This window comes from Solibacillus sp. FSL W7-1324, assembly GCF_038008025.1.
Classification (GTDB): Bacteria; Bacillota; Bacilli; order Bacillales_A; family Planococcaceae; genus Solibacillus.
This window is the reverse complement of the sequence record NZ_JBBOYH010000001.1, coordinates 2,082,683-2,108,113: the sequence shown is the minus strand read 5'-3', so window position 1 is coordinate 2,108,113 and position 25,431 is coordinate 2,082,683. Positions and strand designations below refer to the sequence as shown.

The window sequence follows — 25,431 nt, the reverse complement described above, 5'->3', positions numbered from 1 at the left end:
TGTGAAAAAAAGATGGATGTTAAGTGTAGCGGCGGTACTTGCTTTAGTAGGCTGCGGACAGAATGAAGAAACAGAAACGAATAAAGAAGTGGAAAAAGAAGAGACAACATTAAAAGTTGCATCATTAATTTCACCGATGACGGATATTTTGGAACTAGTAGAGCCGAAATTAGAGGAACAGGGCATTGATCTGGAAATTGTCGTGCTAGGTGATAATGTACAGCCAAACAGTGCGCTGGCTGCAAAGGAAGTCGATGCAAACTTCTTCCAGCACGTACCGTATATGGAGGAATTCAACCGTAACAATGACGCTAATTTAGTGCCGATTCAGCCGATTTACTTTGCGAATTACGGTGTGTATGCTAAAAACTATGATTCAATTGAAGAACTACCGGATGGAGCAACAGTTGCGATTGCCAACGATATTTCAAATGTTGACCGTTCATTAATGCTGCTTGCTCAGCACGGTGTCATTACATTAAAGGAAAAAACAGATGTGTATTACACATTAGCAAGTGTTGAGGACAATCCAAAAAATCTTCAGTTTAAGGAAGTCGATCTGTTAATGCTTGCGCGTATGTACGATGATGCGGATGCGGTAATTATGACGCCTGCCTATGCTGCACCACTTAATCTAACACCGAAAAGTGATGCACTGTTGACTGAAGGTGTGGAAAACGATTTTGCCATTACATTAGTGGCACGTGAAGACAACAAAGACGACGAAGCAATCAAAAAGCTTGCAGAAGCGATGACGAGTGAAGAAGTGCGTAATTTCCTAATAGAAAACTACGACGAAACAGCAACACCAGCTTTTGAATAAATAAATTAATCAATGCCGAGGCGCGGTTCTAACATGCGTTTCGGCTTTTTTATTAAAAATGAGGTGAAACAAAGCTTTTTGACCGGTATGCCTTATTTTGTTACCCTTTATTTGTAAACATTAGAAGGGGTGGTCAAAATGGCAGAAAACTTTAAAGCATTAGTCGTCAATAATGAAGAACAATTTACAGTAGACGTGAAGGAACTTTCCTTAAATGATTTACCTGAAGGAGACGTGCTGCTTAAAGTAGAGTATTCTTCTATTAATTATAAGGATAGTTTAGCAGCAATACCGGATGGCAACATTGTCAAAAGCTATCCATTCGTACCGGGCATTGACTTGGCAGGAACGGTCATTTCATCGGAAAACCCGCAATTTAAAGAAGGGGACAAAGTGATTGCGACAAGCTATGAAATAGGTGTCACTCATTTTGGCGGATATAGTGAATATGCACGCATCCCGTCTGAGTGGCTTGTTCCACTGCCGGAAGGACTTTCATTAAAAGAAGCGATGGTCATCGGTACAGCCGGCTTTACTGCAGCGCTTTCCGTTCAACGACTAGAAGAAAATAATGTAACACCTGATAAAGGGAAAGTGCTCGTAACGGGTGCTACAGGCGGTGTCGGAAGCTTTGCCGTTTCGATTCTATCAAAGCTTGGCTATGAAGTAGAAGCGAGCACTGGGAAAGAATCAGAACATGAGTTTTTAAAAAGCCTTGGTGCAACTTCAATCGTTCCGCGTGAAGAAGTGTATGACGGTAAAGTTCGCGCATTAGGAAAACAAAAATGGGCAGCTGCGGTCGATCCTGTCGGTGGTGAGCCATTAGCTTCATTACTAAGCCAAATTCAATACGGCGGATCGGTTGCAGTCAGCGGATTAACAGCAGGGACAAAACTTCCGTCAACAGTCTTCCCGTTTATTTTACGCGGTGTGAACTTACTAGGAATTGACTCGGTTTATTGCCCAATGGACACAAGATTAAAGGTGTGGAACCGTTTAGCAGCAGATTTCAAACCGGCTAATTTGGAGCAATTAATTCAGCAAGAAATTTCGCTTGAGCAACTTCCGGAAGCACTGCCAACACTTTTAAAAGGTCAGGCAACAGGTAGAACGATTGTAAAGCTCGGATAATTTCTGAGTTGGAACATTAAATTCATATGAAATAAACTTGGATGCACTTCTTTACTAAGGAGTGTGTTCTTTTAATTTCAGGTAAATCCATTTTCAACCCCTCATGATTCGTAAATCTAAATATTTGGATGAACGCTAACTGAAGGCAACGCATAATCTATTAGAGAGAAAGATTGTGAAGGGATGGAAAATCAATATGGATTTTATGCCAAGTGCGTATGGTCATTGGAATTATAACAGCATGAATAAAAGCACGGACTACGGGAAGAACCCCTTTGTCATTAACATTCATGGAGCGACAATCGGAAATCATACATTTCGGACCGTATTATGGACAGGGGAACATCTGCAACTGACAGTCATGAGTTTACATCCAGGTGAGGATATCAGCTTGGAAATGCATCCGAATGTCGATCAATTTCTACGGATTGAACAAGGGCAAGGCATCGTTCAAATGGGGAACAGAAAAGACAGTTTAAATATGCAATGGTTCGTTTTTGACGATAGCGCCATCATCGTCCCCGCGGGAACTTGGCACAACGTGATCAATATCGGCAATATTCCGTTGAAGCTGTATTCCATCTATGCTCCGCCAAATCATCCATACGGTACCGTGCATCCCACGAAACAAGATGCGAATCTGCATGAGCACTAGTTTTGGAAGCTTGCACAAATGTGTGAGCTTCTTTTTGTTGACATTATACCTGTAGGGGTATATGATGTGGTTAGAAATAGCCGTGGTTGTCGAGAGAAAACTAATAGCTATTGCGAAAGTTTATAGTTTGACACATACCCTAAGGGGTAGTATAGTGTGGTTAATAAATTATTCTAAATGAGGTGAGCATATGCAGTATGATCCTAAAGTTTTGGCTCGAATGAAAAAAGTCGAAGGTCAGCTACGAGGCATTCTACGGATGATGGAAGAAGAAAAGGACTGCAAAGATGTAATAACGCAACTAAGTGCTGTTCGTTCTGCTGTTGACCGGACAATCGGTGTCATCGTGACGGATAATTTAGTCGAGTGTCTTTCAAAAGAAGATGCCGATACGCTCGATAAAAATGCTATGGTCAAACAGGCAGTGGATTTACTAGTAAAAAGTCGATAAGGCTTTTTATTTTTAAAATAAATTATACCTATAGGGGTAGGGGGACTGGATTTGGAAAAGAAAAGAACAACAATCGTATTATTCAGTGGAGATTATGATAAAGCGATGGCTGCTTATATCATTGCAAACGGTGCTGCAGCATATGATCATGAAGTAACCATTTTTCATACGTTCTGGGGTATCAATGCATTACGAAAGCAAGAACCGGTAGCTGTTAAAAAAGGGTTCCTCGAAAAAATGTTTGCCAAGATGATGCCGCGTGGTGCGGAAAAGCTAGGGCTATCAAAAATGCAGATGCTCGGCATGGGCCCGAAAATGATCAAGCATGTCATGAATAAGCATAACGCATTAACATTGACACAACTTGTAGAAATGGCTCAGGAGCAGGACATTAAGCTTGTAACATGTACGATGACGATGGATTTATTGGGACTTCAAAAGGAAGAATTGCTGGATGGTATTGAATATGCCGGAGTAGCGGCCTATTTAGCGGATGCTGAAGACGGAAACGTCAATTTATTCATTTAAGGGGTGACCTATGGAAACAATCCTATTAATCGCCGTGATCGCAGCTTTCTTTGTTTGGCGCATGAAACCTGTAAAAGGTGTCAAAACGATATCAACGGCCCAGCTTAAAACAATGATTAATGACAAAGATAAAGTGTTTGTAGACGTACGAACACCTGCCGAGTATAAGGCACGTAATGTGAAGCAATTTAGAAATATGCCACTTGGTTCGGATTTGTCGAAGCTGCCAAAGGGTAAGGAAATTGTAGTCATTTGTCAAAGCGGTATGCGTTCGAAGCAGGCATGTAATCAACTGAAAAAATTAGGCTATGAACAAGTAATAAATGTTCGTGGCGGCATGAGTGCATATTAAGGAGGAAATCAGGATGAAAACTATTTTACCAAATGAAGTACAGGCAAAGTTGGAAGCGGGAGAAGCGGTTCATTTAATCGACGTTCGCGAAGTAGCGGAAGTAGAGGCTGGTCATATTCCAGGAGTTACCCATATTCCATTAGGATTACTGGAATTCCGTATGCACGAGTTGGATAAAAAAACACCTTATATCATGGTTTGCCGTTCTGGCGGTCGCAGTGGTCAGGCAACAGCATTTTTAGAGTCACAAGGATTTGATGTGACAAATATGACGGGTGGCATGCTCGAATGGAATGGCGAAGTTAAGTAAAAATTTTAAAATAAATTATACCCTTACTGGTATGAATGGAGGATCACGATGATTAAATCAGACGTACAACTTGATGCAAAAGGTTTAGCTTGTCCAATGCCGATCGTCAAAACGAAAAAAGCGATGAACAATGTGGCAGAAGGGCAAGTGCTGGAAATACAGGCGACAGACAAAGGCTCTGTCGCGGATTTAGCGGCATGGTCGAAAACGGTCGGTCATCAATATATCGGCTCAAGTGAAGTAGATGGTGTGTTTTATCACTATATCCGAAAATGCAATCCGGAAATGAGTGAAGCAGCTGAAAAAACATTTGAACAAACGATTTCCAATGAAGATGCGGTGAAAGAAGAAGGCTTGATTTTGGATGTACGTGAAGCAGCAGAATATGCTTTCGGCCATATCCCAGGAGCTAAATCAATTCCGATGGGCGAATTGGGAACACGAATGGATGAACTCAGTGAAGACGAAACAATATATGTTATTTGCCGAACAGGTACACGCTCGGATCTGGCAGCGAGACAATTAACTGAAGCAGGATTTACAAAAGTATACAATGTCTTGCCTGGTATGACAGGGTATGAAGGCGCATTACAGAAAGAAGTAGAGTAATTATAAAAATTTTTATAAAAAATTATACCTATGGGGGTAGTTGTAATGACAGTAACAGCATGGACAGCGGCACAAGTGGCACGCAAAGTAATTGAAAACAAAGCATTGTTTATTTTAGATGTCCGGAATGAAGACGCATTTAAAGACTGGAAAATTGACGGTCACAAATTCGAATACTTAAACATTCCTTACTTCGAATTATTAGATGGTGTAGAAGAAATTTTACCGCAAATTCCCGCCGACAAAGAGGTATTGGTTGTTTGTGCGAAAGAAGGCTCTTCCATCATGGTCGCAGAAATGCTTTCGGATGCAGGTGTTGATGTCGGTTACCTTGAAGGCGGCATGAAGTCATGGTCGATGTACCTTGAGCCGGTTAAAGTTGGAAACTTGAATAATGGCGGTGAACTATACCAGTTCGTACGTTTAGGGAAAGGCTGTCTTTCATACATGGCTATTTCTGAAGGCGAAGCGGCCATTATTGACGCAGTACGTTTCACAGAAGTATTCACGAAGTTCGCTGAAGAAAAAGGTGTTGAGATTAAATACGTTTTCGATACACACTTACACGCTGACCACATTTCTGGTGGTCGTCACATTGCTGCAGCTTCTGGTGCAACATACTACTTACCACCCAAAGATGCGGAAGAAGTTGTATTTGACTACGCACCACTTGAAGACGGTTTAAAGATACAATTAGGTGCTTCTGAAATTGAAGTCGGCGCACTTTATTCACCTGGTCATACAATCGGTTCAACTTCATTTGTCATCGATGATAAATACTTATTAACAGGTGACATTTTATTCATTGATTCAATCGGCCGTCCAGACTTAGCAGGTTTAGCGGAGGATTGGGTTGGAGATCTACGCGAAACATTATACAAACGCTACCGTACATTAGCGGAAGATTTAATCGTGTTGCCGGCGCACTTCATGATTATTGATGAATTGAATGAAGATGGAACTGTAGCGAAACGATTGGGTGATTTATTCGCTCAAAACCACGGTTTAAATGTGGAAGATGAAGAACAGTTCCGCTCAATGGTAACGGACAATTTACCACCACAACCGAATGCTTACCAAGAAATTCGCCACGCTAACATGGGTAAAATTACACCTGATAACGACGAGCAAACGGAAATGGAGATTGGTCCAAATCGTTGCGCAGTACGCTAATTTAAAGCTGGAAATTGAAATCATACACCTATGTTTGCTTCACGCTCAAGAGGAACGCAACCGTGTTACACGATAAACTTATAGATCGCTTACAACAAACAAATTTAAGAATAGAGGAATTTGAAATGAATATTACACAAACATTAGATGCAAAAGGCTTAGCATGCCCAATGCCAATCGTAAAAACGAAAAAGGCAATCGATAAAATAAACTCTGGTGAAGTATTGGAAGTTTTAGTAACAGATAAAGGCGCATTAAATGACTTCAAAGCATGGGCAGGTGCAGGCGGCCACACAATTGTTGATCAAAAGGAAGAAGCGGGTGTCCTGTACTTCTATATTCAAAAAGCGTAAAAAATAGCGGGTAGAAATGACTTCTATCCGCTTTCTTTATTGGACAAATGTATTAGCAAAGGCGTAAATGAATTTTTGAAAGAAGGAAACGCTTATGGAAATCGATTTATCATTAATGTATATAACAGTCATCTTTGCACTTGGATTTATTGGATCGTTTCTTTCCGGTATGCTCGGTGTTGGCGGTTCCATCATTAAGTATCCAATGCTGCTTTATATACCGCCATTGTTCGGCTTAATGGCATTTACCGCACATGAAGTTTCCGGAATTAGTGCCGTACAGGTGCTTTTCGCGTCGCTTGCAGGGGTTTGGGCTTACCGGAAAAGCGGATTGTTAAATAGAGAGCTTATCCTATATATGGGGGTGGCGATATTAATCGGTAGCTTCATTGGCAGTTACGGCTCGGGATTTTTATCTGAAGATGCCGTGAATATTGTGTATGGGCTATTAGCCGTCATTGCAGCAGTGATGATGTTTATACCGAGGAAAACCGTTGAAGACGCAACTGAAATTACATTCAACAAAGCTTTGGCGAGTTCACTAGCACTCATCGTTGGAATCGGATCAGGCATTGTCGGGGCAGCCGGCGGGTTTTTACTCGTACCGATTATGCTGACGGTGTTAAAAATTCCAACAAGAATTACCATCGCGACAAGTTTGGCGATTACTTTTATTTCATCAATCGGTGGCAGTATCGGGAAATTGATGACAGGCCAGGTCGATTATTGGCCGGCATTCATTATGATCATTGCCAGTATCATCGCCGCTCCACTCGGTGCAAAAGTCGGTCAGAAAATGAATGTAAAAATTCTGCAATGGCTGCTTGCCATCATGATTGGTGCCACAGCTATTAAAATATGGGTAGATATTTTACAATAACAAACTTGTAAAGGGTGAAGCAGCAAGTAGCGCTTCGTTGTCTTTTCGTTGCTCAATACAACGATCCTCGCCAGCTCAACTGGTGAGGATTTTTTGTTTGATTTTGGGATGTATTTTTTAAAGGTAATCCATCATTTGATGTCGAAATTAGAAAATAGTCTTAACATGGGGGTAAGGAAATGCACGTCGAAACCGAAAGATTAATAATACGTAAATTTAACATGAACGATTTACAGGCAGTATTTGACTATACATCTGATGCCAATGTAATGAAATATATACCTGAAGGGGTTTTTACAAAAGAAACTGCAAAGGAATTTATTGAATAAAATATGGGGGAGGAAGCGGAAAAGTTCGCAGTCATACTGAAAGGTGAAAATACTTTGATAGGGCATCTATTTTTCGGTAAATATTTCGGCGACCATACATATGAAATTGGCTGGGTATTCAATCCGAAATTTTATAATAAAGGCTATGCTACTGAAGCAGCTCGAGCCATGTTACAATATGCCTTTGAAGAAATGAAACTACATAGAGTGATTGCAACTTGCCAGCCTCAAAATCCGCCGTCGTATCGTGTCATGGAGAAAATCGGCATGAGAAGGGAAGGGTATTTCAAAAAATGCATTCCAAACGGGGATGAATGGTGGGATGAATACTATTACGCAATTTTAAGTGAAGAGTGGAAATAAGCTGCATCAAAGAGGGAGCGGAAATTATGGGAAATACAACGAAGAGAAGAGTCATTTTAGATTTAGCCATTACGTTAGATGGTTTGATTGAAGGGAAAAACGGTGAAATCGATTGGTGCATTATGGACCCGGAAATGAACTTTAACGACTTTTTGAATCAAATAGACACCATTTTTTACGGCAGAAAAAGCTACGACTTATGGGGACAGTATATTCCTGAAGAGGGTAGCTCCGAAAATGAAAAAGAAATGTGGGATTTGGTTCATAGTAAAGAAAAATATGTGTTTTCCAGAACTCAAAACGGGGATCGGAATGAAGCAAAATTTATAAATGACAACATCCTAGAAGAAGTGATGAAATTAAAGAATCAGGCTGGTAAAGATATATGGCTATATGGAGGAGCAAGCCTTATAACGACTTTTATCAATTTAGGGCTTGTTGACGAATTCAGATTATCCATTCATCCAGTCGTATTGGGAGAGGGAAAACCGCTGTTTGTCGATATTCAAGAAAGATTAAATTTAAAAGTTGTAAATACGAGAACATTTTCTTCCGGAGTAGTTCAAATCATTTATCAATACGAAGGGAACTAATATTGTCCCTTTCAATTTCTTAAAAGGGGCATAGTAAAGGGGGAATCGTATTGATCAAACAAATTTCAGTTATATTGTTATCCTTCTTAGTGATAACCGGGTGTAATAATAGCGCTATGAAACGGAATACAGAAATTGAAAAAAGACTCCATTCATCGATTATTATGGTATCCGATAACAGTACAAGCAAAACTTTTCTTAACACATTTGACGATTTCGAATGGGACAAGGCGTTTTTAGTTCAGCCTTATACAACACAAACAGATTTAGAAAAACAAGTCGGCGTTAAATTTACTGACCCAAGCAACATTGGTTCACGGGACGATATTTACCTGTTGGTTTTTATCAATGGGGGTAAAGCAGTTCAGTATGCGGAAATTGCCCATTTAAATACTACTTTTTCTTTAGGGGATAAGGAGTATCTTGAACCTTCAAATGATGTAATTTATATTGAAAGATAATTTAGTGAGGTGAAAATCATAAAAACTAAATCATTATCCATTGGAATTATTCTTATTGGCTTAACGATTGGTTCTTTAGGCTACTTCTTATTTATGAAAGTATTTATCCCTAACATAATGTAAATTTTAGAACATTTTTCTGATGCACAGAAAAATGTTCTTTTTTGAATTTACTTATTTTGTTATATACGTATAATTATAAATGTGATTTTATATTTATTAAAGGGAGTGTTAACTTGAAAATAGAAATGAATATTGATCCATTCAAAGCGGTTAGTGTGATCCATCAAGCGTTTAAGCGCTACGAGACAGATCCGCAACCTTCCAGTGCTTTAAATGAAACAGCAGACTCCATTAGTACTGAGCTCAAACAAGGGACAGAATTGTTCGGCGTATACGATAACGATGAATTAATAGCACTTGTGAAATGTATTTTAAATGAGGAATTTATTTATTTCTCAAGATTGTCTGTGTTACCTAAAAATCAGGGGAAGGGCGTAGCAACTAACTTGGTGAAGTACTTAGAAGACTACGCTGTGAAAAATAATATATATGTTTCAAAATGCAAAGTTCGAAAAAGTGAGCAGAATAATATCTCTCTTTATTCAAAATTAGGTTATAAAATCGTGAAGGAAGAAATCATCATTAATAAAAATGGTGATGAAATTCCAGCACTCACAATGCAAAAGAACCTCACACCGGATAAGTGATTATTCTATGTTCCGGAATTTTTTTCAAAGCGTTTATAATCAATGGTTCTCCTATAAAACCACACGCAAAGAATAAACCAGCTATAGCCAAGTGACCAACCGGCTATCACATCTGAAGCAAAGTGACGTGCCTCAGTAATTCGGGAGATTCCAATTAGTAAAGCTAAGATAATAGCTGCAATCCAAACAATCAGTGATGCTTTGTTTAAAGTGTAAAGACGGTTTAATACATATGCAATCGTAAATAAATATAATAAACCATGTACAGCATGTCCTGAAGGAAAACTAAATGTAGAAAATTGATCTGCTATATCCGGACGCGGTCTCTCAATTAGGCGTTTTAATAGTTGATATAACCCGTATCCACCACCTACGGAAACAATAACAAACCCAATCAATTTATAGTCTTTTTTGTAAATCCAAATAAAGATACAAAGAATGATTGCGACGGTAAAAATAAAATTAGTTTCACCTATATGATGAAACATTGTAATGAATTTATTTCCGTACAATAATTCAAAAGCGCCTTTGTCAAAAGCTTTAATAATAGCTGTTTCAAACGTTATCCATAAAAAACAAAATGCAACGAAAGTAAAAATGCCTAAAATATATGGCCACTTTCTTATATTAGTTCCTCCTAACAAAAAAAATTTAGGATAATGCAAAGTAAATATAACTTATTATGGCTATATGTAAAGAAAAATACATTGAATTAAAAAGAACTCGATTCCATATAGGCAATCGAGTTTTGTTTTATAGTTACGAAGCGGTGTTTAATTTTAATTATAAAATTCCTTATATAAGACATATTTTAGAGCAGAAAGTTCATCTTCTGACAGCGTACCTTCCATTTCAGAAACTACTTGATCAACACTGATTGAACCGTTTTGCGCCTGCTCCTGGATTGCTAATAAACGATTAATGCCTACTTTTTTGATTAATAGACGAGTTGCTTCTTCCTTCGTTTGAAAGGGTAGAGAATCGGGGTCCGTAGTTGCTGCTTCGTTTACAATTTCCTGCAGCTTCGGATCGTTTGCGATATAGGATTTCACTTCTTCTTTATCTTCAGCATTTAAATTAGCTTCAACTTGTTCGACGATTTTTTCGGAAGCGATATTTGTCCCATAATGCCACACAGCATAGCCTCCTGCTCCAAGTAAAGCAAGGATAATTACAGCAATCGTTAAAAATTTCTTCATCAAATCACTCCTGACAATTTGAATATAGCACAACCTTTAAAAAACCACGAAGGAAAAGATGTTTCCAATGTTTGTTTAGATAAGGTTAAACCACTTTTTATCAGTGTATTAATAAAAGAGATAAGCATTTAATATTTATCTATTTCAAAAAACGGTTCAATCCCTAATTCTTTTAACAAGTATTTCATAGGGCTGTTTATTTCTGCTAAATATTTTTTAGGAATTAATATTTCTTGTCTTATTCGGTGAATAACAGTGGGGTTAATTTCAGGAAACCACTTTTCATAACTAATCCCTCTATCCTGTTCGATTTTTATCAAAAAGTGTACTATTTCTTCAAACATATAAGGGAATTCCTTTTCTATCTGCTCATGATGTTCTAAAAAGGAATGAAGATAATCTTCAAAATAATAAAACTGACTTTTATTTAGAGGGTAATGCCGACTGCTATTTTCCTCCCATTCCTTTACCGACCAAAATACTTGGCAAAACTTTGTTTCCCAAGTTCCTAGCATACATGTAAAGGCGACAATCGAATATTTTCTAGTTTCAAAATCGTCGTCTGCAAAATATTTATAAAATTCTTCCTCATACTCGCCACCATAACAACCGCTAGTATGATAATAGCCGATTTCAAAACCCTTCAAGCCACGTTTCGCTTGTTCGATAATATGATGTGCCATATTGTCTTCCTCCTCGAGATGACTTTTCTACATGTTCAATCATTATATATTATTTGATAAAATTTCCCAACACGATATAACAAAGCCTCTGTTTGAAAAAGGAAGATTAACTTGGATGATTTAGGGAAAGTTAAAAAATGTGATCAAAAATATAAATTAGACTTTATAACTGGCAGGTTAGGAAGATCTATCAAGGAGGTCCATATGTTATGGGAAAAACAGAGCAAACAGTTTCTGAATTAATGCTCGATCAATTGTATATGTTCGGTGTAAGACGGATATATGGGGTCGTAGGTGATACGACATTCGGACTCATCGATGCATTGGCAAAACAGGATAAAATTAAATATATTGCTGTCAAACATGAATCGACAGCTGCTTTTATGGCGTCTGCCGAAGCTAAATTAACGGGTGGTCTCGGTGTATGTACTGCAACGATGGGACCAGGTGCAGCGAATCTTATTAATGGTCTCGGTGATGCGCATGCAGATAGAGCGCCTGTGCTTGCGATTACAGGGCAGGCCGAAAGTGGAAAGATTGGTACGGAATATCCGCAATATATCGATCAACAGGAACTTGTAAAGCCTTTTGCCGCTTATTCTGCAAATCTGGCCAGCCCGGATGCAACAATTGAAGTTCTGCAAAAAGCTGCGCGAACATCTCTTGGACAAAGGGTTGTCACGCATATATCCATACCAAAGGATATTATGATGATGCCTGCTAAGGGAGCGCCGCGTCGATTGCCGGATGTAATCGAAGGGACTTCCAGCTTTACGAATGAAAGTCTGAAACACGCTGTGGACATTATGAGAACAGCTAAGCGACCAATGATTCTGGCTGGTTTAGGTGCCACTTCTGTCTCAGCGGATTTGGAAAAACTGGCGGATCTTTGGGGAGCCGGCATTCTAACAAGTTTAGGCGGAAAAGGTTTGTTTGATGAATCTTCACCGCTTGTATTACAAGGGATTGGTGAAGGCGGGAACCCACATGCTGCTGATGTATTTAAACAGGCAGATGTCGTACTTCTTGCAGGGACGACTTGGTGGCCGGAAGGGTTTGTGCCAACGGATGCACGAATTATTCAGATCGACCGTCAATTGGATAAGTTTGTAAAAGAAATTCCAACAGAACTTGGAATCATGGGAAAAACAGAGGAAGTAATTCCAATTTTAACGGAGAGCCTGCAACAATTCATTCGCTCTGAGGATTGGGTAACGCATATACAACAAGTAAAAGAAAAATGGGCAGCACAGAATGAGGAGGAAGGTAATACGAAAGGTTATCCTGTTCATCCTTCCCGAATTATCCGTGCCATTGACCGAACAGTAACATCCGATGCGATTCTTGCACTGGATACCGGCGATAATACCGTATGGACGAATCGTAACTTCAAACAAAAAGATCAGTCTGTTTTATTTTCCGGTTACTGGCGCACAATGGGCTTTGGCCTTCCAGCTGCGATGGCCGCAAAGCTAATTAAGCCAGAAAAACAAGTAGTGGCGATTGTAGGTGACGGAGGGCTTCAGATGGTGCTTGCAGATCTATTGACAGCAACTCGCTATGAACTGGATATTACAGTCGTTGTTTTAAATAATGAAAGTCTGCAAATGGAAAGGGACAAGCTGAAAGTTGCGAAGAAGGAAGAAGTAGGTGTTGATTTAACGAATCCTGATTTTGTTAAATTGGCTGAGGCTTGCGGTTGGAAAGGATTACGTCCTACTTCAGATACCGAGTTGGAGTCTGTGATGGAAGAAGCACTCAATACGAAGGGCCCAACACTCGTAGATATCAGCACAGCACAAGTATTTTTCCCGGAAACACAATAAATGACCTTTTTAATGGGGCAACCTATTTTTTATGGTTTTAATGACTAAAATGCTGGAATAAGTCGTTGATTTTATTACAGGGAAGAATAGATGCTGTTTAAAGTAATTCACACAGGGTATTCAAAAAAGTGTAACAGTTTATGTGAAGGAATATCTGATAAGCCGCTTTAAAGTTTACGGAAATTATCCTCGCAATGAATGTACTAACTAGATAGGAGATGATTTTTGATGGGAAACCCAAACTTAAACGATCCAAGAAAAAAATTTCATACGGAGAAATTCCCGGATCAAGAACAGAGTACTCCAGCAATACAAAATGAAATGAGTCCAAAACCTGATTGTGGAGAAAAATCATATAAAGGGCATAATCGTCTGGAAGGGCGAAATGCTTTAGTTACCGGTGGCGATTCCGGGATTGGTCGTGCTGCCGCGATTGCCTATGCACGTGAAGGCGCTAATGTCGCGATTCAATTCTTCCCTGGTGAAGAAGAAGACGCAAATGAAGTAAAAGCATTAATCGAAGAAGCCGGCAAAAAAGCGTTGCTGTTGCCATATGACTTACGTGAAGATGGCGCGGCAACTGAAATGGTGAAAAAAACTGTGGAAGCTTTTGGCGGATTAGATACGCTCGTATTGAATGCGGGTCAGCAAATCGCACAGGAGACACTAAGCGATTTAACGATCAAACAAGTAGAAGATACGTTCAAAGTAAATGTTATCAGCATGTTTGAAGCCGTTAAAGCTGCTGAAGAACATTTGGAACCGGGAAGTGCAATTATTACGACGACATCGGTTCAATCGTACAATCCATCTACATTTTTAATGGATTATGCCTCAACGAAAGGTGCGATTAGCAACTTTACGCTAAACCTTTCTGCATACTTTGCCTCTAAAGGCGTACGTGTGAACGGGGTTGCGCCAGGCCCGATTTGGACACCGCTGCAATTGGATAACGGACAACCGGATGGCAAAATCCCTGAATTTGGCCAAAATGCACCACTTGGTCGCGCCGGGCAGCCTGTAGAGCTTGCCCCAGTATATGTCCTTTTAGCATCTGATGAAGGAAGCTATATTACCGGACAAATTTACGGGGTAACAGGCGGCGAAACAATCGACTTATAATATTGAAGGGCACGAAAAGCACCTTCAACGAAGAAACAGCAATCTCCTGATGATACGGGAGGTTGCTGTTTTTTTTATTGAGAGATGTTTTAAGATCAAATTGAAATTTACTTAACAATTGCCTGGAAATAATACTTATAATGAAAATGCATGTTACAAACCAAATTTTACAACTTACATACAGCTATTTACGTGTTAATCACAATTATTAAATGCATACAAAAAGCGGTGCTATACTACCAATCAAGAGGGAGGATTTATGAAGATTCATTTACATATTGAGCAGGAACTTTCGGAAATTGAAGTCCATGTGCATGCTTCGGAATACAATGAGCAAGTTGCACAGCTGATGAAAAAGCTAAATCAAGCAACGAAAAATGATACAATTCCCGGCTACATGGATGGGGATATCCATCTGATTAAAATGCAGGATATATATAGCATTTATAGCGAACAAGGGAAAGTTTATATCCAAACAGATGAACATGAACTGGAAGTGAAACAAAAGCTTTATGAGTTGGAAGAGCGATTTTCAACACAGTTACTACGTGTTAATAAAGCGACACTTGTTCACTTTGAGAAAATTACTTCGATTCAATCGAAGGTGCTAGGCAATCCACAACTTACGCTCGAAAATGGAGTTATGATACCGGTAAGCCGCAACTATTTTAAAACATTAAAAGAGGCATTCGGGTTAGGGGGAAATAGCAAATGAAAAATTTAATACAAAGCATTCTGATAAGTCTATGTTCATCCTATTTTATCATCATGCTCATTTCTTTAAAGTCACCGAATGATTTCTGGATGAGTGAAACGATTGTAAAACAGTTTTTCTATGCCGTCCTTTTAGGAATCGTCATTGCATTGGCAAATCAGCTATATAAATTGGAATGGCCGATATTAGTTGTACTTATAGTCCATTATGCTGTAACCGTAACTGTAGTCTTTGTCATAGGGTATTATGGCGGCTGGTTTGAACTTAATAACACTAAATCTATCTTTTTATTATACGCACGTGCTTCGATTATTTATCTCATAGTTTGGCTGTATTATTATACCGATGAAAAGCGTGTAATACGAAAAATGAACAGTCAACTTCAACAAAGGGGTGAGTAACATGCAAACATTGATTGATGTCCAACAGTTATCAAAGCTTTATGGAGAATTCAATGCCGTAAAAGGGATTAGCTTTTCGGTACAAAAGGGCGCGCTTTTTGCATTTATTGGAAATAATGGGGCGGGTAAATCTACTACAATTGAAATGTTATGCACGCTTTTGGAGAAAACGAGTGGGACGGTTTCAATCGATGGGCATACACTTGGTACACTAAAAGGGAATGAGGAAATTCGCAGAACGATAGGTATTGTATTTCAAGAAAGTATTTTAGACCATCAATTGACGGTGAAGGAAAATATTTTGCATCGAGGTCGTTTTTATCGTTTACCGAAGCCAATATTGCAGGAGAATTATGAATTTGTGCATCAGTATTTACAGCTTGCGGACATTGAACATAAAAAATACGGTTCGCTTTCAGGTGGACAGCGTCGTCGAGCAGATATTGCACGGGCAATAATTCATAAGCCTAATCTTTTATTTTTAGATGAGCCGACGACTGGACTTGATCCATTAACACGTCAATTTGTTTGGGAAACAATTAATCGACTGCGCAATGAAATAGGCATGACCATATTTTTGACTACACATTACATGGAAGAGGCAGCAAATGCAGATGATATTGTCATCATGAAGAATGGTGAAATCATTGCACAAGGATCGCCGAATGAGTTAAAAGCGCTTTATGCGAAAGACTATTTAAAATTTGTCTTAAAACCGACTGCTACAATTGAAGAAGTTACACCTATTTTACCTGGGATACCTCAAAAGCAGCAAGACGAGTGGCAGGTGGAAGTGGCTTCTACAGTTTCGACGATTCCAGTTTTAATACAACTCGAGCCATATATTGCATCATTTGAGGTTATTAAAGGTTCGCTCGACCAAGTATTTATAGAAACGAATATAGCAGGGGAGGAAAACTAATATGATGACGAGCTTGATTGTTCGCAACAATAAAATATTCTTCCGAGACAGAATGCTCGTCTTTTTCTCAATGCTGACTGTTTTGATTTCAATCGGGTTGTTTATTGTCTTTTTACAGAAAGTGCAAATAGATGCAATCAGTCAAGTGATAGCAATGACACCAGCTGTTGAATTAGTTGTCAGTCAATGGATGATTGCTGGGATTTTGACAATGACAGGTATGACATCGACGTTAGCGGTATTTGCTATATTCGTAAGTGATCAGGAATCGAAGCGTACAGCGGATTTTCTTGTTACATCTGCATCGAGAACTTCTATACAGCTAAGCTATGTTATCAGCTCAGTTATAATCGGCTTTATCATGACGTCTATTGCTTTTATTGTATGTGAACTATATTTATTGTCCCTTGGTGGGGATCTACCGAATGTAAAAAAGTTATTGCAACTATTCGGTGTGATAATGCTTGGGGTGTTACTGAGTGCAATGATTAATTTAGTGATAGTACTTTTAACAAGAACAGCAAAAGCATTTTCAACGGTAAATTCACTGGTGGGTACATTAATTGGGTTTTTGTGCGCAGTCTATGTTCCGATGGGGGTATTGCCAAAAGTAATTCAAACAGTCATTCATTTATTTCCTGTGAGTCACGTCGCGGTATTGTTACGTCAATTATTAATGGAAGATTCTTTGCAAACAGTATTTGGAAATGCAGAAGAGGCAATGAACTCCTATATGCTAACTTATGGAGTTGTATATGAAGTAGATGGTAATATTTTAGGAACTCTATCGAGTGTATTATTTATTTGCACTTCAATTGTTGGCATAGCCATTATTTCAGCCATTCTATTCCGCCTACAACATAAGTAAAAACCACTTTCCGTAGATTTATTGGAAAGTGGTTTTCTTATTTTTCCCTAGACTTAGGAAGATACTATATCAAAGAGAAATTAGGAAGGTGTATTATTGGAGGGTTCATTAATAAACAAGTAGCGATTAAATTGGATAAACGTATGAAGAAATGCCCAATTATTTTGTAAAAACTATATTTTAAGACGATTATTTTAATAGCTCAAAAATTTTTTTAGTAAATTTTTATTGTCTTTATATTAATAATGAGGAAAAGAGGGTATATGCATGGTGTAGTACTAGGAGGAGTAACAATGAAACTTGAATTTTTAAAAATTGAAAAAATAGTTGAAACAGAAAAAAACAAAATCATATACATACCAGCTGGGGGGATCCAGTTTGTATTTAAAAATAAGATCATATCTTTAAAGGATCCATTACGCATTGCGATGACTCATCGGGGGAGCTTTATCGATGTTGTTCGCTATATCGATTTCGTAGTTTACGACGACCTTTCAATATATACGACTGGTGAGATTAAACGAGAAAGTTTATTTGGTATTGTATCGAATGACGAAGTGCTCTTAGCCATTCATAAAGAAATCGAAAAAGTTTCAGCGGAAGCTCCGATGTATAAATCATTTGATGATAAAGAGCTGTTTAACCAAGAATTTGGACAGGCAAATGAGCAGCCGATTTAAATACATCGATATAATTAGGAAGACCTTTGTTGAAGCGAAGGTCTTCTTTTTATTTAGGAATTATAAACCAGCTCTGCAAGTATAAACGATGCTACTATAACAATTTATACACTATGTATAACAAAACAATTGAAATATTAGTGTTATACATTAAATTAAATCTCACTTTTTAATTTATCAATATATTGTTTGGCTTCTAATAGTGAAAACCCTAATAGTTCTCTTGCCCTTTTCACTGCCTTGACATCAGCGCCTTCTTTTAATAGTTGTTTTAATTCGTTATTTATCGGATGGTCAGGTGTAATTGTCTGTTTAGTTATTTGCTTTAAAGTAGTCTGCATATCTTTGATTCGATTACTCAAATTAGCTACAGTAAGCAATAAATACGCACAAATAAATAAAATTACTGCATCTAGTATAGAAAATTCCATGAAATATCCTCCTTTTTTTAGTAATATCTACATTTACGAAATATATGAATATAAGGTTTCACATTTTTTGCCTAAAATAACGCCCACAAAGCAAGTAAACTATATTAATAGAACGATCGCGTTTTTCAGTTAAATGAGCATATAGTGAAATAACCATCTTCTATACAAGCTTAAGTTTAATAGGATTTAAAGGATTAACGATCAACATTATTGAATAAATATCTATATCCGTAAGCTTGGAGGTACATAATGGAGTTTTATAAATTTAGTAAAGAAAGTGGTAAGAAGATTTCTCATTTCAATTCAAATTTTATAATGTCCCGAATTATCCAAACAGACGAAAAAACCAATATTGGATGGATGCACTTAGATGAAGGTGGTGTTGTAGGGTACCATCAAGCAGTAGTACCCCAACTTTTATTAATAATAACAGGAGAAGGGTATGTACGTAACGATAAAGAAGAGTATTTTAAGGTCCAATCTGGTGATGCGGTGTTTTGGAGAAAAGATGAATGGCATGAAACTAAATCAGATAAAGGCTTAACTGCTATAGTAATTGAAAGTGTTGAACTAAATCCTTCCTTATATATGCCCTTAAAGAATTAAAATCTATTGAAATCGCTTTAAAATTTCTGCAACAAAAAACCTAGTCAGCAGCTTCCAACATCAATACCAATCGGCACTTTTCTTGAAAAAGAAGAGTGCTTTATTCAATTATAGGGCCATATTGTGGAGCAACATTTTTTCTTGGGGGAGTGTTAGAAAAGATGCAAATTTATAACGATTAAAGAATTGCTAGACAAGTTTTTATGCAAATTAAAAATCATGTCCAGCAAGTATTAAAGCTGCTTTAGTAACGTTTCATTGACTTACATAAAATCACATATAAACAATGTTCGATAAGAAAAGCGAGAAACGTTAGTTATTAAATCAACGTTTCCCGCATTTTGGTGTATTCCCAAACTTTGATTTTGGAACGTTATTTATGTTTGTTTTGTATACTCTATAAATCGTAGTTGCACTAAAGCCCCTTGTTAGTGCAACTAGAAGACTTGTGAAACAATCGCGCTCTTTTATAGAGATTAATTCTATTTTTGTATACTCACATCTATTTTTCTGTTATGTACAACCGCATATAAAGATAATCATTTTCTGTATTGTCTGATCGCTCAAAGCCTAGGCTACTCCAAAATTTTATTGCAGTTTTATTTTCTACATTAACTGGTAAGGAAATTCTACTTGTATTATATTCTTTACACAAATATTCAATGCAAAGCTTTGCAGCTGCTGTTCCATAGCCTCTTTTTTGAAAACGGCTATCGATCATAAAATTGATAATTTGGGGGTTGTTATCGCCTATAAACATCGAAACAAAGCCTACCATCACATTATCCTCATAAATTGCAAAAGGGCGTGATTCCTCATAAAATACCCACGCTTCGGCTAATGAAAACTCCACAGAATCTACAAATTCGACACTTGTATCAGTTGTACGCAAGTTTAAACATTCTTCATAATTGTCACTATTAATTTTTCTTAACTCTAGCAAAGCAATCTCACCTTCCAAATATAGTTATAATTTTTCAATTTGTATAATTCAACTTTTGAAAAGCGGAATTAGGATAAATCTTGATACATTGAAACTTTATGGTATAAATATGAGACACCAATAATTATAGCATTATTTTCCAAATAGTTGTTTGGGAATATTGTTATTCATAAACTTGTGAACCTAGCATTAAGAGAAGGTATTCGTTATTCCACAAACTGGCACGATTCTTCAATAAGAAGATCCGTTTTCCATTATAGGGCCATATTGTGGAATAATATTTTTTCTCGGGGGAGGCTTCTTATTAATCTTAAAGTAAGGATTTACAAGGTGTATTTATTAACATTTAAATATACCTATGTGTATTTTATTCATATGGTTTATCATAATCCTCAACTTTAAGCTCTTTAAGGAATTCAATAAAATTTATTCTATTTCTATATTTTTCTCCATAATATGATTTTTTATTGAGAAAATCTTCCTTAACAATATTAATAATATATGGTTTCATATGTGTTTCCTCTGCATAACCATAATTTTCGGTAAGCTCTATTAGAAAGGAAACAATATAATTAAATAATACAGGGAAATCTTTTTCGATTCCTTCCTGGTATTCAACTAAAGCTTTAATATACTTATATAACTCACTTTGTTTAGTAAAGCGAAAACTGCATCCTGTATTCCAATAGCCAAGCCAAATAGTAAATATACCAATAGAATACCGTCTCAATTCTTTATCAGAAGCATTGAAATATGAGTAATATGGATAATGTGGAAATGCCATTCCACCATCAAAACCTAATATTCGAAAGCCACTGTTCAATACTTTGTTTATTTCAGTAAGAATCATGCTTTTTTCTTCCGTTGTAAGTTCTTTTTGAATTTTTTTATCTTCTGAGCTCATAGATAACCCTCCTCTATTTTTCAATAATACCAAATTTAATATTAAGTAAGAACGTCCCCAAACCGATTTTGGTAACAGCTTTTTGCTTATGCAACAATCTGGGCGCTTTTCTTGAAGAAAAGTGCTTTATTCAATTATAGGGCCATTTAATTGAATAACATTTTTATATGGTAGCGTCAGAAAATGATGGATTTACAAAGATAAGAAATATACACAATTTTATGCAAAGAGAAGAACACTCCCAGTAAATGCAAATACCGCTGTATCAACGACTTAAACCATTTGTATAAAATACTGTATAAACAATGTTCACATAAAAAAGCACGAAACGCTGTTAAATCAACGTTCGTGCCTTTTTATAGTGTCCCAAAACTTTGATTTGGGAACGTTATTCGGTTTATTTATGTAGAGATTATTTATTTCTTGTTGTACTAAAGTACATAGTTAATGAAGTAAGAAGGGATTTATTTAGATTGTTTCCAAAATCTTTTTTGCTATTTCATCAAGTTCTTCTGCGAGTTCATTACGTGTAGGTGTTTCAGATACTCTTGTTAAATAATCTCTAAACTGAACTCTCGACTCTCTCGGCAATTCTAAAACTAAATAGTGTAAAATGAACCACTTCCAGTTATCATCATCAGAAGAAGTTAAAACATCTTGCACATATGGAACAATTTCTTCTGGAAAAGTTAAAAGTATTTCTAACACGCTTGGTGCCACTGGCCAATTCATATCTTGAATCCATTCAAGGAGATTAGGCAATAAAGGCAAGATTTTATCCCTATCCATTTTTTTTATTATTTCTACTCTATCATTATCTAATTTATGTCTTGGCAAAAGACTTTCGAAATTCTCCATATACACTCACCCTCCTTGCTTACGTTAGTTGAAGTATAACATTCCTTAAGTGACGTTTGGGAGTATTGCTGATCATAACCTTGTAGTGGCACTCGTTCTTCAACAAACTGGGCGCGTTTATTTAAGAACGCGCTTTTTCAGTTATAGGGCAAGATTGCAAAATAACTTGATAAAAGGTATCTGGATATTAATGTTAAAATTCTATGTAAGATGGTGAAACAATTTATTTACGATAACAGGCAGGTTAATAAACAAGGAAATGCTAAAAAATTATTGTTAGGAGCTGATAAAATGACTAATTTATATTTTGTTAGGCACGCACATTCTCTATATACACCTGATGAAATAAATAGACCTTTATCAGAAAGAGGTTTTTCTGATGCAAAAATTGTTACCAAATTATTAAAAACGGAGGAAATTGGTATTGTTGTTTCAAGTCCTTATAAACGAGCTGTTCAAACTGTCAAAGGTATAGCAGAATACATAAAAACAGAAGTTGAAATTATAGATGGTTTTAAAGAACGTACTTTAACCACAGTCCCAGCCAACGATTTTACTCTTGCAATAACAAAAGTATGGGAGGACTACAATTTTTCATGGGAGGGTGGAGAATCTAACATAGTCGCTCAAAAAAGAGGTGTAGAAAGCACTTTGAATATATTAGAGAAATACAAAGGTGAAAATGTTGTTATTGGCACACATGGAAATATAATGGTTTTAATCATGAATTTCTTTGATAGCCAGTTTGATTTTTCTTTTTGGCAAAATCTTGATATGCCAGATATATATAAATTAACTTTTAATGGTAAGGTGCTAACAAACGTAGAGAAAGTATGGCAAAGAACATAATATAATTCTTCGATTAAGGGCTGCTCTAGTTGAATAAGATGTTCAATAATTGGGCGTGATTTATAAAGAAGAAGATCGCGTTTTATACGTTATAGGAATAGTATTCTAATAAATTCCTTATAGATAACTGGATATTTATGTTAAAATTTAAGCTAGTTTGTGAATTAAAACTATCGGGTCATTATCCTTTAAAAAAGATTTGGTGTGAAAGGAGAATAAATAAATGGAGAGTAGATTAAGAAAATCAAGTATATATGGACTATTGTTTGGATTGGCCATCTCTATTTTATTTGTTAATTATAAGGATGTTACACAGATAGGGGATGGGGTTTATCAAACTACATATAAACCTGTAATTGAATATATCGTTTCAATCTTGCGCTTCGGAATTATAGGAATGTTTTTAGGTTTATTTATTGGTTGGAAGAGTTTAAAGGGACAACAAAATTCCCAACAAAAAACCAAACAAGAAAAAACCTATTACCTCCTGTTCTTTTTAATTGTTTTCCTCGTCTCAAGTATTTTGATGTTAGTTTATTAAATTGTAATAATAGTTAATTACTAAAAGCTCTTTAGTAATCATTATTTTTATGGCGCTATTCTTGTATAACGAAAGGATGATATTATGGCAAGAAATAAGAAAAATGAGGTACTAATTGTTATTCTAAGCAGCTTATTACTTCTCGTTTTGCCTACACTTTACTATAGAGAAGCAAATAGTTTAATAATAGGCACTTATACTATTATCATGTTTATTATACTATCTACGTTAACGATAAAAATGATTAGACAATATTATAATGGGAAAGAAAATTAAAGGGGAGATTTCTAATTTTCGGATATTTAATGTTTCAAATCTGACTCATATGTACGATTCAAAATTCACCTTTTTTCCCCATATTACTTTTATTCAAAAGAATTGAACCACCTTGAATAAATAAAAAAAATCCAATAAATTTTACGGTGATTTGCCACAAAAGATGAAGATCTGAAACATAAATAGTAATTATTTTGGCTCCAATTAATAATAAAATTAAACCTAATATTTTTTTCAAAGTAATTCCCTCTTATTTATTGCGACTTATTTATAAAATTCAATAAAATTGTTAAATTTCCTTTCACAACGAGCTAAATTGTGGAGAACGTTAGGTCAATAAAAAATGATAAGATTGGCCTTACTATGGTTCAAAACCTACATAAAAAGGTGTGAGATAATGCGTTCAACGAAAATAATGTTATTTGGAATCTCAATAATGCTAATCTCATTATTCATTCAAAATGAAGAGGGGATTAATCTTTATGGAAGAGAGATATTTATTTTAGCTTTTGGCTTTTTCATAATACTAATTGGATTCTTTTATAAAGGTAAAAAGCAATAAAGTTAAACGATTTTCACAGGGAGATAAAAATAAATACAAAATTCAAATATCTAAACCAGTAATACCAAAAGGAAAAGTAACAGCATATCATTTAAACGTTCGCTCTAAAGCATCAAACAGTGGAAAAGTGTTAGGATCTATTGCTAAAAACAAAGAAGTAGAAATACTTGGCAATGAAAAAGGCTGGTATGTCATTTCCTATAAAGGGAAAAAAGGCTATGTGTACAGTCGATATATTAACTTATTAAAATAATGTGAAAACACTCATTCGGGAAAAACGGATGAGTGTTTTTTATAGTAGAAAACCATCCAAGAAATACGTTATATGTCGGTTAAGAATTTATTGATAAAGAGTACAATCCGGTGCGAAACCTCAATATGAAGATCACGTTTTCCTTAAAAAAATCAGGTTGTGAAGAAAAGAAAGGAATATACATTTAGTAAATCGAAATAACTATATAACGCACGATTTTCTATTTATAGATAAATTATACAGTTTGCTTTATAATAATTTTAAATACTTAAAGGTGGAGTGATTGAATGTTAAAATTTGTAGATGACTTGGCAGGCGCAGTCTTTGATATATTAAAGTCAACTTTATACTACATTTCATACTTCATTGTCGGTTTTACTTTAGTCGCTTTACCCTTATTTTTAATTGCTAAAATATTTGAATGGCTGTTATAAATTTGTTAGTCTTTGATGCACAAAAGCTCCCGTTAGTTACTAAGAACGGGAGCTTTAAATTTTTCTTGAGTGATATAAATACACACTTGAAGCTATACTTTGAATAAAATAAGTTATCATAATAATCATTATAAATGCTTCTATTGGAACTAATTTCAATACACCAACCAAAATAACTCCTAGTATAATCCCACCTGACAAGATTGAATAAGAAAGAGATTTAGATTTATAAATTAATTGTAATCCTCGTTCATCTTTAGACTCCTTGTCACTTTCAAATCTAATCTTATAAATCTCCGCTGCTATTACTAATATAACTAAAAAGAAAATAGCATATTCTATAATTAAACTCATTTATTCTCCTCCTTGTAATTAAAGATAGTTGTAATAGGAACGTCTAATGCGTTCGCCACTTTAAAAGCCAGAATTAATGATGGGTTGTATTTGTTTTTCTCCATGGCTGCGATTGTTTGACGACTCACTCCTATCTGGTCCGCTAATTGTTGTTGTGTCAATTTCTTTCTTGCTCTAAATACGTGAATTTCATTTTCTAACATTAATAATCACCTGTGCCTTTAAATGAATTGTAATATATTTACAACAAAATGTAAAGAATATATTACAATTCAAATACTAA

General features: G+C 36.2%; 36 protein-coding genes and 1 pseudogene. 27 read left to right on the top strand and 10 right to left on the bottom strand.

What is annotated here, in order from left to right:
• The first annotated feature begins 1 nt into the window (after position 1).
• The 15 genes and pseudogenes from MKY71_RS10395 (at position 2) to MKY71_RS10325 (ending at position 9,721) form a co-directional block, all read left to right on the top strand.
• Entirely contained in the window at positions 2 to 823 is an 822-nt protein-coding gene (locus tag MKY71_RS10395) for a MetQ/NlpA family ABC transporter substrate-binding protein (protein WP_339171637.1), read from the top strand.
• 138 nt (positions 824 to 961) lie between these two features.
• Positions 962 to 1,954, top strand: coding sequence for an NADPH:quinone oxidoreductase family protein (locus MKY71_RS10390; protein ID WP_340732532.1), 993 nt, complete (start codon positions 962 to 964; stop codon positions 1,952 to 1,954).
• 196 nt (positions 1,955 to 2,150) lie between these two features.
• Positions 2,151 to 2,609, top strand: a complete 459-nt coding sequence (locus MKY71_RS10385; protein WP_340733636.1) for a cupin domain-containing protein — start codon at positions 2,151 to 2,153, stop codon at positions 2,607 to 2,609.
• A 190-nt stretch (positions 2,610 to 2,799) separates the two neighbouring features.
• Positions 2,800 to 3,060 carry a metal-sensitive transcriptional regulator gene (locus MKY71_RS10380; protein WP_339171633.1) on the top strand — a complete coding sequence of 87 codons (261 nt, stop codon included), beginning with the start codon at positions 2,800 to 2,802 and terminating at the stop codon, positions 3,058 to 3,060.
• Between the two features lie 45 nt (positions 3,061 to 3,105).
• A complete protein-coding gene (locus tag MKY71_RS10375) occupies positions 3,106 to 3,588 on the top strand; it encodes a DsrE/DsrF/DrsH-like family protein (RefSeq protein ID WP_340733635.1) in 483 nt (160 codons plus the stop codon).
• Positions 3,589 to 3,598: 10 nt separating this feature from the next.
• The gene (locus tag MKY71_RS10370) at positions 3,599 to 3,940 is read left to right on the top strand and encodes a rhodanese-like domain-containing protein (protein ID WP_340732531.1); all 342 of its coding nucleotides are present in this window, start codon (positions 3,599 to 3,601) and stop codon (positions 3,938 to 3,940) included.
• 13 nt (positions 3,941 to 3,953) lie between these two features.
• Complete coding sequence (locus MKY71_RS10365) at positions 3,954 to 4,250, top strand: rhodanese-like domain-containing protein (protein ID WP_340732530.1); 297 nt, start codon at positions 3,954 to 3,956, stop codon at positions 4,248 to 4,250.
• A 48-nt stretch (positions 4,251 to 4,298) separates the two neighbouring features.
• Positions 4,299 to 4,859, top strand: a complete 561-nt coding sequence (locus tag MKY71_RS10360) for a sulfurtransferase TusA family protein (protein ID WP_340732529.1) — start codon at positions 4,299 to 4,301, stop codon at positions 4,857 to 4,859.
• 45 nt (positions 4,860 to 4,904) lie between these two features.
• On the top strand, positions 4,905 to 6,032 hold the full coding sequence (locus MKY71_RS10355) for an MBL fold metallo-hydrolase (protein WP_340732527.1): 1,128 nt from the start codon (positions 4,905 to 4,907) through the stop codon (positions 6,030 to 6,032).
• A gap of 125 nt (positions 6,033 to 6,157) precedes the next feature.
• Positions 6,158 to 6,385 carry a sulfurtransferase TusA family protein gene (locus MKY71_RS10350; protein ID WP_340732525.1) on the top strand — a complete coding sequence of 76 codons (228 nt, stop codon included), beginning with the start codon at positions 6,158 to 6,160 and terminating at the stop codon, positions 6,383 to 6,385.
• A 94-nt stretch (positions 6,386 to 6,479) separates the two neighbouring features.
• A complete protein-coding gene (locus tag MKY71_RS10345; RefSeq protein ID WP_445683736.1) occupies positions 6,480 to 7,265 on the top strand; it encodes a sulfite exporter TauE/SafE family protein in 786 nt (261 codons plus the stop codon).
• 179 nt (positions 7,266 to 7,444) lie between these two features.
• A pseudogene (locus tag MKY71_RS10340) lies at positions 7,445 to 7,957 on the top strand (GNAT family N-acetyltransferase).
• A gap of 26 nt (positions 7,958 to 7,983) precedes the next feature.
• On the top strand, positions 7,984 to 8,550 hold the full coding sequence (locus MKY71_RS10335) for a dihydrofolate reductase family protein (protein WP_340732524.1): 567 nt from the start codon (positions 7,984 to 7,986) through the stop codon (positions 8,548 to 8,550).
• A 50-nt stretch (positions 8,551 to 8,600) separates the two neighbouring features.
• On the top strand, positions 8,601 to 9,011 hold the full coding sequence (locus MKY71_RS10330; protein ID WP_340732523.1) for a hypothetical protein: 411 nt from the start codon (positions 8,601 to 8,603) through the stop codon (positions 9,009 to 9,011).
• Positions 9,012 to 9,247: 236 nt separating this feature from the next.
• Positions 9,248 to 9,721, top strand: coding sequence for a GNAT family N-acetyltransferase (locus MKY71_RS10325; RefSeq protein ID WP_340732522.1), 474 nt, complete (start codon positions 9,248 to 9,250; stop codon positions 9,719 to 9,721).
• Between the two features lie 5 nt (positions 9,722 to 9,726).
• On the opposite strand, the gene MKY71_RS10320 is transcribed toward MKY71_RS10325, so the two are convergent.
• From MKY71_RS10320 to MKY71_RS10310, 3 genes are all read right to left on the bottom strand, one after another.
• Positions 9,727 to 10,386 carry a phosphatase PAP2 family protein gene (locus tag MKY71_RS10320; protein WP_340732521.1) on the bottom strand — a complete coding sequence of 220 codons (660 nt, stop codon included), beginning with the start codon at positions 10,384 to 10,386 and terminating at the stop codon, positions 9,727 to 9,729.
• Positions 10,387 to 10,500: 114 nt separating this feature from the next.
• Complete coding sequence (locus MKY71_RS10315; RefSeq protein ID WP_340732520.1) at positions 10,501 to 10,920, bottom strand: hypothetical protein; 420 nt, start codon at positions 10,918 to 10,920, stop codon at positions 10,501 to 10,503.
• A gap of 128 nt (positions 10,921 to 11,048) precedes the next feature.
• Positions 11,049 to 11,603, bottom strand: coding sequence for a hypothetical protein (locus MKY71_RS10310; protein ID WP_340732519.1), 555 nt, complete (start codon positions 11,601 to 11,603; stop codon positions 11,049 to 11,051).
• 209 nt (positions 11,604 to 11,812) lie between these two features.
• On the opposite strand from MKY71_RS10310, the gene MKY71_RS10305 reads away from it, so the two are divergent.
• From MKY71_RS10305 to MKY71_RS10275, 7 genes are all read left to right on the top strand, one after another.
• Positions 11,813 to 13,429, top strand: a complete 1,617-nt coding sequence (locus tag MKY71_RS10305) for a thiamine pyrophosphate-binding protein (protein ID WP_339194745.1) — start codon at positions 11,813 to 11,815, stop codon at positions 13,427 to 13,429.
• Positions 13,430 to 13,657: 228 nt separating this feature from the next.
• Positions 13,658 to 14,551: an SDR family oxidoreductase gene (locus MKY71_RS10300; RefSeq protein ID WP_340732517.1), complete on the top strand. Its 894-nt coding sequence runs from the start codon at positions 13,658 to 13,660 to the stop codon at positions 14,549 to 14,551.
• Positions 14,552 to 14,810: 259 nt separating this feature from the next.
• On the top strand, positions 14,811 to 15,266 hold the full coding sequence (locus tag MKY71_RS10295; protein ID WP_340732515.1) for a LytTR family DNA-binding domain-containing protein: 456 nt from the start codon (positions 14,811 to 14,813) through the stop codon (positions 15,264 to 15,266).
• A complete protein-coding gene (locus MKY71_RS10290; protein WP_340732513.1) occupies positions 15,263 to 15,667 on the top strand; it encodes a DUF3021 domain-containing protein in 405 nt (134 codons plus the stop codon). The genes MKY71_RS10295 and MKY71_RS10290 overlap by 4 nt, the downstream gene beginning before the upstream one ends.
• Positions 15,660 to 16,589: an ATP-binding cassette domain-containing protein gene (locus tag MKY71_RS10285; RefSeq protein ID WP_445683735.1), complete on the top strand. Its 930-nt coding sequence runs from the start codon at positions 15,660 to 15,662 to the stop codon at positions 16,587 to 16,589. Before MKY71_RS10290 ends, MKY71_RS10285 begins: the two co-directional genes overlap by 8 nt.
• Position 16,590: 1 nt before the next feature.
• A complete protein-coding gene (locus MKY71_RS10280; RefSeq protein WP_340732511.1) occupies positions 16,591 to 17,457 on the top strand; it encodes an ABC transporter permease in 867 nt (288 codons plus the stop codon).
• Positions 17,458 to 17,750: 293 nt separating this feature from the next.
• Positions 17,751 to 18,137: a molecular chaperone gene (locus MKY71_RS10275; protein ID WP_339194734.1), complete on the top strand. Its 387-nt coding sequence runs from the start codon at positions 17,751 to 17,753 to the stop codon at positions 18,135 to 18,137.
• Positions 18,138 to 18,292: 155 nt separating this feature from the next.
• On the opposite strand, the gene MKY71_RS10270 is transcribed toward MKY71_RS10275, so the two are convergent.
• Entirely contained in the window at positions 18,293 to 18,568 is a 276-nt protein-coding gene (locus tag MKY71_RS10270; RefSeq protein WP_340732509.1) for a hypothetical protein, read from the bottom strand.
• A gap of 249 nt (positions 18,569 to 18,817) precedes the next feature.
• On the opposite strand from MKY71_RS10270, the gene MKY71_RS10265 reads away from it, so the two are divergent.
• A complete protein-coding gene (locus MKY71_RS10265) occupies positions 18,818 to 19,174 on the top strand; it encodes a cupin domain-containing protein (protein ID WP_340732508.1) in 357 nt (118 codons plus the stop codon).
• A gap of 502 nt (positions 19,175 to 19,676) precedes the next feature.
• On the opposite strand, the gene MKY71_RS10260 is transcribed toward MKY71_RS10265, so the two are convergent.
• The 3 genes from MKY71_RS10260 to MKY71_RS10250 all read right to left on the bottom strand — a co-directional run bounded on the left by MKY71_RS10260 (position 19,677) and on the right by MKY71_RS10250 (position 21,879).
• The gene (locus MKY71_RS10260) at positions 19,677 to 20,117 is read right to left on the bottom strand and encodes a GNAT family N-acetyltransferase (RefSeq protein WP_339194726.1); all 441 of its coding nucleotides are present in this window, start codon (positions 20,115 to 20,117) and stop codon (positions 19,677 to 19,679) included.
• Between the two features lie 367 nt (positions 20,118 to 20,484).
• Positions 20,485 to 21,021, bottom strand: a complete 537-nt coding sequence (locus tag MKY71_RS10255) for a carbamoyl-phosphate synthase small subunit (RefSeq protein WP_340732506.1) — start codon at positions 21,019 to 21,021, stop codon at positions 20,485 to 20,487.
• Between the two features lie 468 nt (positions 21,022 to 21,489).
• Positions 21,490 to 21,879, bottom strand: coding sequence for a DUF5071 domain-containing protein (locus MKY71_RS10250; protein ID WP_340732505.1), 390 nt, complete (start codon positions 21,877 to 21,879; stop codon positions 21,490 to 21,492).
• Between the two features lie 291 nt (positions 21,880 to 22,170).
• Between MKY71_RS10250 and MKY71_RS10245 the strand changes: the two genes are divergently transcribed.
• Together MKY71_RS10245 and MKY71_RS10240 are read left to right on the top strand one after the other, a co-directional pair.
• Positions 22,171 to 22,728 carry a histidine phosphatase family protein gene (locus tag MKY71_RS10245; RefSeq protein WP_340733633.1) on the top strand — a complete coding sequence of 186 codons (558 nt, stop codon included), beginning with the start codon at positions 22,171 to 22,173 and terminating at the stop codon, positions 22,726 to 22,728.
• 223 nt (positions 22,729 to 22,951) lie between these two features.
• On the top strand, positions 22,952 to 23,269 hold the full coding sequence (locus tag MKY71_RS10240) for a hypothetical protein (protein WP_340732504.1): 318 nt from the start codon (positions 22,952 to 22,954) through the stop codon (positions 23,267 to 23,269).
• Positions 23,270 to 23,603: 334 nt separating this feature from the next.
• Here MKY71_RS10240 and MKY71_RS10235 read toward each other — a convergent pair whose 3' ends face one another.
• On the bottom strand, positions 23,604 to 23,783 hold the full coding sequence (locus tag MKY71_RS10235; protein WP_339171576.1) for a hypothetical protein: 180 nt from the start codon (positions 23,781 to 23,783) through the stop codon (positions 23,604 to 23,606).
• A gap of 292 nt (positions 23,784 to 24,075) precedes the next feature.
• On the opposite strand from MKY71_RS10235, the gene MKY71_RS10230 reads away from it, so the two are divergent.
• Positions 24,076 to 24,360 (top strand): SH3 domain-containing protein, encoded by a 285-nt coding sequence (locus MKY71_RS10230; protein WP_340732503.1) that lies wholly within the window; start codon positions 24,076 to 24,078, stop codon positions 24,358 to 24,360.
• A gap of 287 nt (positions 24,361 to 24,647) precedes the next feature.
• On the top strand, positions 24,648 to 24,794 hold the full coding sequence (locus tag MKY71_RS10225) for a hypothetical protein (RefSeq protein WP_340732502.1): 147 nt from the start codon (positions 24,648 to 24,650) through the stop codon (positions 24,792 to 24,794).
• A 54-nt stretch (positions 24,795 to 24,848) separates the two neighbouring features.
• Here MKY71_RS10225 and MKY71_RS10220 read toward each other — a convergent pair whose 3' ends face one another.
• Together MKY71_RS10220 and MKY71_RS10215 are read right to left on the bottom strand one after the other, a co-directional pair.
• On the bottom strand, positions 24,849 to 25,148 hold the full coding sequence (locus MKY71_RS10220) for a hypothetical protein (protein ID WP_339171565.1): 300 nt from the start codon (positions 25,146 to 25,148) through the stop codon (positions 24,849 to 24,851).
• Positions 25,145 to 25,351, bottom strand: a complete 207-nt coding sequence (locus MKY71_RS10215; protein ID WP_339171562.1) for a helix-turn-helix transcriptional regulator — start codon at positions 25,349 to 25,351, stop codon at positions 25,145 to 25,147. The genes MKY71_RS10220 and MKY71_RS10215 overlap by 4 nt, the downstream gene beginning before the upstream one ends.
• Positions 25,352 to 25,431 lie beyond the last annotated feature (80 nt).

Coding starts and splice junctions, on each gene's coding strand:
- MKY71_RS10365 (WP_340732530.1), top strand. CDS start 3,954: ATGAAAACTATTTTACCAAATGAAGTACAGGCAAAGTTGGAAGCGGGA.
- MKY71_RS10215 (WP_339171562.1), bottom strand. CDS start 25,351: ATGTTAGAAAATGAAATTCACGTATTTAGAGCAAGAAAGAAATTGACA.
- MKY71_RS10310 (WP_340732519.1), bottom strand. CDS start 11,603: ATGGCACATCATATTATCGAACAAGCGAAACGTGGCTTGAAGGGTTTT.
- MKY71_RS10255 (WP_340732506.1), bottom strand. CDS start 21,021: ATGAGCTCAGAAGATAAAAAAATTCAAAAAGAACTTACAACGGAAGAA.
- MKY71_RS10225 (WP_340732502.1), top strand. CDS start 24,648: ATGTTAAAATTTGTAGATGACTTGGCAGGCGCAGTCTTTGATATATTA.
- MKY71_RS10270 (WP_340732509.1), bottom strand. CDS start 18,568: ATGGAATTTTCTATACTAGATGCAGTAATTTTATTTATTTGTGCGTAT.
- MKY71_RS10265 (WP_340732508.1), top strand. CDS start 18,818: ATGGAGTTTTATAAATTTAGTAAAGAAAGTGGTAAGAAGATTTCTCAT.
- MKY71_RS10370 (WP_340732531.1), top strand. CDS start 3,599: ATGGAAACAATCCTATTAATCGCCGTGATCGCAGCTTTCTTTGTTTGG.
- MKY71_RS10240 (WP_340732504.1), top strand. CDS start 22,952: ATGGAGAGTAGATTAAGAAAATCAAGTATATATGGACTATTGTTTGGA.
- MKY71_RS10335 (WP_340732524.1), top strand. CDS start 7,984: ATGGGAAATACAACGAAGAGAAGAGTCATTTTAGATTTAGCCATTACG.
- MKY71_RS10290 (WP_340732513.1), top strand. CDS start 15,263: ATGAAAAATTTAATACAAAGCATTCTGATAAGTCTATGTTCATCCTAT.
- MKY71_RS10380 (WP_339171633.1), top strand. CDS start 2,800: ATGCAGTATGATCCTAAAGTTTTGGCTCGAATGAAAAAAGTCGAAGGT.
- MKY71_RS10350 (WP_340732525.1), top strand. CDS start 6,158: ATGAATATTACACAAACATTAGATGCAAAAGGCTTAGCATGCCCAATG.
- MKY71_RS10295 (WP_340732515.1), top strand. CDS start 14,811: ATGAAGATTCATTTACATATTGAGCAGGAACTTTCGGAAATTGAAGTC.
- MKY71_RS10355 (WP_340732527.1), top strand. CDS start 4,905: ATGACAGTAACAGCATGGACAGCGGCACAAGTGGCACGCAAAGTAATT.
- MKY71_RS10345 (WP_445683736.1), top strand. CDS start 6,480: ATGGAAATCGATTTATCATTAATGTATATAACAGTCATCTTTGCACTT.
- MKY71_RS10275 (WP_339194734.1), top strand. CDS start 17,751: ATGAAACTTGAATTTTTAAAAATTGAAAAAATAGTTGAAACAGAAAAA.
- MKY71_RS10305 (WP_339194745.1), top strand. CDS start 11,813: ATGGGAAAAACAGAGCAAACAGTTTCTGAATTAATGCTCGATCAATTG.
- MKY71_RS10360 (WP_340732529.1), top strand. CDS start 4,299: ATGATTAAATCAGACGTACAACTTGATGCAAAAGGTTTAGCTTGTCCA.
- MKY71_RS10245 (WP_340733633.1), top strand. CDS start 22,171: ATGACTAATTTATATTTTGTTAGGCACGCACATTCTCTATATACACCT.
- MKY71_RS10280 (WP_340732511.1), top strand. CDS start 16,591: ATGATGACGAGCTTGATTGTTCGCAACAATAAAATATTCTTCCGAGAC.
- MKY71_RS10300 (WP_340732517.1), top strand. CDS start 13,658: ATGGGAAACCCAAACTTAAACGATCCAAGAAAAAAATTTCATACGGAG.
- MKY71_RS10385 (WP_340733636.1), top strand. CDS start 2,151: ATGGATTTTATGCCAAGTGCGTATGGTCATTGGAATTATAACAGCATG.
- MKY71_RS10250 (WP_340732505.1), bottom strand. CDS start 21,879: ATGGAGAATTTCGAAAGTCTTTTGCCAAGACATAAATTAGATAATGAT.
- MKY71_RS10315 (WP_340732520.1), bottom strand. CDS start 10,920: ATGAAGAAATTTTTAACGATTGCTGTAATTATCCTTGCTTTACTTGGA.
- MKY71_RS10220 (WP_339171565.1), bottom strand. CDS start 25,148: ATGAGTTTAATTATAGAATATGCTATTTTCTTTTTAGTTATATTAGTA.
- MKY71_RS10390 (WP_340732532.1), top strand. CDS start 962: ATGGCAGAAAACTTTAAAGCATTAGTCGTCAATAATGAAGAACAATTT.